The sequence below is a fragment of the Brunnivagina elsteri CCALA 953 genome (assembly GCF_002289455.1).
GTDB lineage: Bacteria > Cyanobacteriota > Cyanobacteriia > Cyanobacteriales > Nostocaceae > Brunnivagina > Brunnivagina elsteri.
On sequence record NZ_NTFS01000472.1, the window covers coordinates 1 to 4632 of the forward strand.

General features: G+C 39.1%; 6 protein-coding genes. 3 read left to right on the plus strand and 3 right to left on the minus strand.

Annotated elements, in window-relative coordinates; genetic code table 11:
- Window positions 1-145: 145 nt before the first annotated feature.
- Both obgE and CK510_RS32070 read left to right on the plus strand, forming a co-directional pair.
- Window positions 146-1186 carry a GTPase ObgE gene (gene obgE, locus CK510_RS26610; protein ID WP_095724527.1) on the plus strand — a complete coding sequence of 347 codons (1041 nt, stop codon included), beginning with the start codon at window positions 146-148 and terminating at the stop codon, window positions 1184-1186.
- 311 nt (window positions 1187-1497) lie between these two features.
- Entirely contained in the window at window positions 1498-1638 is a 141-nt protein-coding gene (locus tag CK510_RS32070; protein ID WP_158224970.1) for a hypothetical protein, read from the plus strand.
- A gap of 133 nt (window positions 1639-1771) precedes the next feature.
- Here CK510_RS32070 and CK510_RS26615 read toward each other — a convergent pair whose 3' ends face one another.
- Entirely contained in the window at window positions 1772-1978 is a 207-nt protein-coding gene (locus tag CK510_RS26615; RefSeq protein WP_095724528.1) for a LysM peptidoglycan-binding domain-containing protein, read from the minus strand.
- A 345-nt stretch (window positions 1979-2323) separates the two neighbouring features.
- Between CK510_RS26615 and CK510_RS26620 the strand changes: the two genes are divergently transcribed.
- Complete coding sequence (locus tag CK510_RS26620; RefSeq protein ID WP_095724529.1) at window positions 2324-3193, plus strand: shikimate dehydrogenase; 870 nt, start codon at window positions 2324-2326, stop codon at window positions 3191-3193.
- A 112-nt stretch (window positions 3194-3305) separates the two neighbouring features.
- Here CK510_RS26620 and CK510_RS26625 read toward each other — a convergent pair whose 3' ends face one another.
- Window positions 3306-3854: an NUDIX hydrolase gene (locus CK510_RS26625; RefSeq protein ID WP_095724530.1), complete on the minus strand. Its 549-nt coding sequence runs from the start codon at window positions 3852-3854 to the stop codon at window positions 3306-3308.
- Window positions 3855-3943: 89 nt separating this feature from the next.
- Window positions 3944-4471, minus strand: coding sequence for a 2-amino-4-hydroxy-6-hydroxymethyldihydropteridine diphosphokinase (gene folK, locus CK510_RS26630; RefSeq protein WP_095724531.1), 528 nt, complete (start codon window positions 4469-4471; stop codon window positions 3944-3946).
- Window positions 4472-4632: the final 161 nt, after the last annotated feature.

The window sequence follows — 4632 nt, forward strand, 5'->3', positions numbered from 1 at the left end:
TAATCGTCATCTTTACTTAGATATTTATCGCTAACTATCTTGACAAATCCTGTTTAAAAGGGAACGAAACAGCCCTGGGTATGGAGGGGTCACATAAATAGACTCACATAGAATTGGTATAACTCAAAACTCCTAACTAATAATTATGCAATTTATAGATCAAGCAGATATTGAAGTTGAAGCCGGAAAAGGTGGTGATGGTATCGTCGCTTTCCGACGGGAAAAATACGTTCCCGCAGGTGGTCCAGCAGGTGGAAATGGCGGAAAAGGTGGTTCAGTATTCTTTCGCGCTGCTGAAGATTTGCAAACTTTACTTGACTTTCGTTACAACCATAAGTTTAAAGCCGGGAATGGTACTCGTGGTGGTCCTAACAACTGTACGGGTGCAAATGGCAAAGATACAATTGTCGATGTGCCTTGCGGGACAATTATTTATGATGCTGAAACAGGTGATGTTATCGCCGATTTGACGGAAATCGGGCAAACAATCTCAATCGCGGCAGGTGGTAAAGGTGGCTTGGGTAACAAGCATTTTTTAAGCAACCGTAACCGTGCCCCTGAATACGCTCTTCCTGGTTTGGATGGCGAAATTAAGTCACTGCGTCTGGAATTAAAGCTGTTGGCGGAAGTGGGAATTATTGGACTTCCCAATGCCGGAAAATCAACTTTGATATCAGCGTTATCTGCGGCACGTCCAAAAATCGCTGATTATCCCTTTACTACGTTAATACCTAATTTAGGTGTGGTCAGAAAACCTACTGGCGATGGTACGGTATTTGCTGATATTCCTGGATTAATTGAAGGTGCTTCGGAAGGTGCGGGATTGGGACATGATTTTTTACGACATATCGAAAGAACTCGTGTTTTACTGCATTTGATTGATGCAACTAGCGAAAATGTAATTGACGATTATCAAACTATTCAGAGTGAATTGGAAGCATACGGTAGAAATTTGGCTACACGTCCACAAATTTTGGCATTAAATAAAATCGATGCAGTTGATAATGAAAGTGTTGATTTGCAACAGTTAGCAACTCAGCTTAATCGGATTTCTGGTAATAAAGTGTTTATAATTTCGGCTGCGACTCGTGCAGGATTGGATAATTTGATGCAGGAAATTTGGCGAATTTTGGATGAAATGAATGTAGTTGAGGCAGAGGAAGAATTAGCTTTAAGTAGTTACTAATTAGGGTGAATTTATTAGGTAAAATTTAATGTTTAAGATTTAAGAGGATGTTTTAAAAGAGTTATTTTATGTCATGTTGAACGAAGTGAAATATGCCAGTATATTGATGTTGGGTTACGCAAAGCCTACAACGTCACTTGCTATAACGAGGGGAACCCCTTCGGGTGCGGCAGTCCACTCGGCGGCAAAGCCGCACGTGTGGATGCACTTACCTCGCAAAGCAGTGACTCCCCAACCTACTAAGAACTAATAAGAATTGTACTTCAAGTACTGGACATGTGCTTGCAGCTTGGTTAGTAAACAGTCGAGGAATGTCAAATAAAGATGCAATTTCTGCCGTCAAATGTACGGGAAGAAACCCTCATGAAGCTGCGATCGCATCTCCTTTTCTCGGTAAAAATCCTGGGAACATTATTAAACAATTAAACACACTTTTGGATAGTTGTAGATGAAGAAATAAATCAATAAATCAATAAATCAATAAATAAAGGAGGGCAAACAACCGTGGGTTCCCCTACGGGATTTTTACAAACTACAATTTAATTAAGGAATGGAATTCATAAATCAACTAAATCAAGGTTGAAGTTATCCAAATTGAAGCTGATTATTTGCCGTTAAATCGGAAAATAGATATCGATAATAGCAGTATTTAGGAACTATTAATTTTACTCCGGGAACTAATACAATTACTTCTGGATTCGCATTATATATAACCTGCCAACAAATGCGATCGCCATAAATTTTTTCTGCTATTTTAAATAATGTATCACCAGTTTCTACTGTATAAACCATTCTCTGTAACCCCAATTATATTAATTTATCTCAGTAAATATTATTTTCTTGTAAAAAATATAACTTAAGTATTGGCAAAAGCGAATACCTGTTTCATTTAAGTAAATTCATATTCAATAATTCTGTTAATCTTAAGCGTTACAAATTTTATTAATGTTTGTAATCTCGCATTTATTAATTTCCATAAGTTACGTAAAATTAACGAGTAATGATTAATTAGTGACAAAATTACAAGCTTATGCAGTATCCGAATATATCGAGAATATGACCAAGAATATCATCAACTTATCTAAACAGTCGGGAATATAAAGTTTACTATATTAACCAAGGTAAAAAGAGTAAAGAATGATTACAGGCACTACCAAGCTATTAGGTGTAATCGGACATCCAGTAGAACATTCGTTGTCACCATTGATGCATAATGCGGCAATTTCGCAAATGGGAATTGATTATGTTTACCTTCCATTCGCGATCGCACCAGAAAATTTAGCAGCAGCAATCAAGGGATTTGAGGCAATTGGAGTTGTTGGGTTTAGCGTCACAATTCCCCACAAACAAGCAATTATGGCTTTTCTGTCGGAAATATCAGTTTTGGCTGAAGCAATCGGAGCAGTGAACACAGTCGTTCGCAAAAATAACCAATGGGTAGGAACAAATACCGATGTCGAAGGATTTATAGCCCCATTGCGATCGCAATATAATCGCGATTGGAGTCAAACCACAGCAGTAATTTTAGGAAATGGTGGAGCAGCACGGGCAGTTGTTGCGGGTTGCGTTCAACTCGGTTGTGCGGAAATCCATGTTGTCGGTAGAAATTTCGCAAAATTAGAGACTTTTCGCGATAGTTGGGCTAATTCATCCCTAAAAGCTAACTTACAAACTCATCAATGGGAATTACTACCAAAATTGCTTCCCCATGCCGATTTACTAGTAAACACAACACCCATCGGCATGTATCCAAATATTCAAGAATCACCCTTAAGTGAAGAAGAAATAGAGAAACTCAATCCCAACTCACCCATAGTCTACGACTTAATTTATACACCCAACCCCACAAAACTACTACAACAAACGCAAAAAATCGGAGCAATCGCAATTGACGGACTAGAAATGCTCGTCCAACAAGGAGCAGCAGCATTAAAAATTTGGTGCGATAGGGAAACCATACCAGTAGACATAATGCGACAAACATTAATAAAACACCTGCGATCGTAACTCCCTCTCTTCTTCCTCCTTCTCTTCTTGGCGTACTTGGCGTACTTGGCGGTTCAAAAAGAATATTATATATATATAGAGAGACGCGATATATCGCGTCTCTGCATTATTTTTAATTCAAAAACGATCGCGCTAGAAAGAAACTCGCAATCGACTTAGCATCAACAAACTCACCATCCAAAATAGCCTTTTCCAACTGTTCTGGACTCCAAATTAGCACTTCGATATCTTCATCATCGTCTTGTGCAGGAGGTTTTTCGAGTTTTTCCAAATCTTGAGCGAGAAAAGCATAGATAATTTCATCAGAATAACCAGGAGCAAGGAAAAATTCGCCCAGTTTCTGCCATTTTTTGGCACTATATCCCGTTTCCTCCTGAATCTCTCGCTTTACCGTGTCCAAAGGTTCCTCATTTAGTTCTACCGTTCCTGCGGGAAACTCCAAAACCCTAGTTCCGACAGCAAAGCGATACTGACGTACAAGTATCAATTTACCCTCAGATGTGACTGGTAGTGCTAAAGCCCCTCCTGGGTGACGAATGCACTCCCATTCCCCCTCTGATTTGTTTGGCAATCGCAGACGATTGACCTCAAAATTAAACTTACGACCTTTGTAAAAAAGGCGTTCTTTTAGAAGCTGTGGTAATTCTCTACCTAATGACATAATCTGATTGAGTTGTATGTAAACACACAGACATACACTGAAAATTTGGTTTTCTGATGTATTCGTCTGTATTAATAATGTTGGTAAAATTAATCGCCTTTAAACAGGCTGACATCAGAACAGTCTACATCCTTAACCAGTTCTTTAATCGTTCTTTGACAAACTGGTTCAACCCAATCGGGGGCAATTTCCGCAAGCGGTACCAATACAAAAGCGCGATCGCACATTCTTGGATGGGGAATCTGTAATTGTGGCGTATTCAGAATCAAGTCATTGTATAATAGCAAGTCTAAATCCAGGGTTCTAGCTCCCCAGCGATCGCGACGGATACGCCCATATTTGTTTTCAATACTTAACAATATTTCTAATAACAATTCTGGTATCACTTCCACTTGCAATATGGCGCAACCATTTAGATAATCCGGTTGAGGTGGTCCTACTGCCTTAGTTCGATACCAGTTTGATTTGGCAAGTAACTTGATTCCTGGGGTTTGAGCGAGTGTTTCTATTGCTGCTGCCAAAATTTCCTGGGAATCACCAAGATTACTTCCTAGAGCAATGGCACTTTGGGTAATTAACCTTGAAGGTATCGCGCTATTATTCAACAAGTTCTCCATCGGTTAAGTCTAGATCGATTCGCTCTCAAGTAGGTTATACCAATTTAATATGAAGACGCATATAAAGAACCCCACCCCCTGCCTCAGGGCTGTTTCGTTCCCTTTTAAACAGGATTTGTCAAGATAGTTAGCGATAAATATCTAAGTAAAGATGACGATTA

Coding starts and splice junctions, on each gene's coding strand:
- obgE (WP_095724527.1), top strand. CDS start 146: ATGCAATTTATAGATCAAGCAGATATTGAAGTTGAAGCCGGAAAAGGT.
- CK510_RS32070 (WP_158224970.1), top strand. CDS start 1,498: ATGTCAAATAAAGATGCAATTTCTGCCGTCAAATGTACGGGAAGAAAC.
- CK510_RS26615 (WP_095724528.1), bottom strand. CDS start 1,978: ATGGTTTATACAGTAGAAACTGGTGATACATTATTTAAAATAGCAGAA.
- CK510_RS26620 (WP_095724529.1), top strand. CDS start 2,324: ATGATTACAGGCACTACCAAGCTATTAGGTGTAATCGGACATCCAGTA.
- CK510_RS26625 (WP_095724530.1), bottom strand. CDS start 3,854: ATGTCATTAGGTAGAGAATTACCACAGCTTCTAAAAGAACGCCTTTTT.
- folK (WP_095724531.1), bottom strand. CDS start 4,471: ATGGAGAACTTGTTGAATAATAGCGCGATACCTTCAAGGTTAATTACC.